General features: G+C 48.8%; 2 protein-coding genes. One reads left to right on the forward strand and one right to left on the reverse strand.

The annotated features are described in order from the left end of the window. On the forward strand, positions 1–1,217 hold a 1,217-nt coding region (locus tag KDK19_RS18650; RefSeq protein WP_257292584.1), incomplete at its 5' end, for a WD40 repeat domain-containing protein. Positions 1,218–1,227: 10 nt separating this feature from the next. Here the strand turns inward: KDK19_RS18650 and KDK19_RS18655 are convergent. Then, on the reverse strand, positions 1,228–1,470 hold a 243-nt coding region (locus KDK19_RS18655), incomplete at its 5' end, for a hypothetical protein (RefSeq protein ID WP_257292585.1).

Here is a 1,470-nt window from a genome sequence, read left to right on the forward strand (position 1 = left end):
TGAGAATCTTCGGCCAAAAGAGCGATGGATCATGGCAACCAAAAGGCACTTTCTCCCATGATGACTACGTCATAACGCTCACCTTCAGCACCAATGGCCGATACCTGTTGACCACCATTAGCGATTACAAGGCGATAATTTATGGCAAAAAGGACGATGGGTCATGGGAAGAAAAAGTGACCATTTCCCATCATCGCCATGTCTACTCAGCCAGCTTCAGTGCCGATGGTCGCTATGTAGTGACCGCCAGTGGAGATTGCAAGGCGAAAATTTATGGCCTGAGCGACGATGGCTCATGGGTAGAAGAAGCCATTATTCGCCACGATCGTCCCGTCGAATCGGCCACCTTCAGCGCCGATAGCCGCTATGTGCTGACCGCCAGTAATGATGGCAAGGCGAAAATTTATGGCCGAGGGGACGATGGGTCATGGGCAGTAGAAGCCACTATTACCCATGACGACGAGGTCATCTCGGCTAGCTTCAGCCCAAGTGGCCGCTATGTGTTGACCTGCAGCAGAGATAACAAGCTGAAAATCTATGGCCTGGACGATGGTTTATGGGAAGAAAAAACCACTATTTCTTTCAACAACTGGTTACACTTAGCAGCCTTCAGCACCAATGACCGCTGTGTATTGACCGCCAATCTCGATAACAAGGTGATAATCCATGGCCTGGCTGACGATGGGTCGTGGGAAATAAAAGCGACTATTTCCCATAATGACAGGGTCAACTCGACCACCTTCAGCCCAGATAGCCGCCATGTATTGACTGGCAGTGATGATGGCAAGGCGAAACTCTATGGTCAAAAAGACGACAATGGATCATGGGAGGAAAAAGCCATCATTTCCCATGACAAAACAGTCTTGTCAGTCAAATTCAGCGCCGATAGCCGCCATCTGATCACCCGTAGTGGAGATAATACAGTGAAAATCTACGGTCAGAAGGACGATGGATCATGGAAAGAAAAAGCCATCATCTCTCATACTTGGGATATCAGATCAGCCACCTTTAGCGTCGATGGCCGCCATGTGGTCACCGCCAGTTTCGATGGAACTGCGAAAATTTATGGTCAGAACAGCGATGGATCATGGGATAAAAAAGCCACCATTTCCCATCCTGATGCTACTCGATTAGCCATCCCCAGCGCCGATGGCCATGTTTTGACCATCAATCAAGATGATCCGACGAAAATCACCGAACTAATGATGGATGACTGATTGTTTACTCTCACTCATTAGCCCGGACCCACATTATTCTTATGAAACATTTACTCAGCACGATAACTTGTGCGCACCAGAGCACCGGCCATGACTTCGACAAAACCTCTTTTGACATCCTCCCCGCCGTAAAAAGGGTGTCGCAAAACTCTCTCCAGCGTGGGAACGGGGTGACTCCCTTCATTCCCGGCTTCATTCCGATCTTTTGTTTGCGATACTGACGGTTCTCTTTGGCTTCAATGGCCGAATTGAC

Origin of the sequence: Endozoicomonas sp. ONNA1 (assembly GCF_024606325.1) — a bacterium.
In the GTDB taxonomy this organism is placed as follows: domain Bacteria; phylum Pseudomonadota; class Gammaproteobacteria; order Pseudomonadales; family Endozoicomonadaceae; genus Endozoicomonas_A.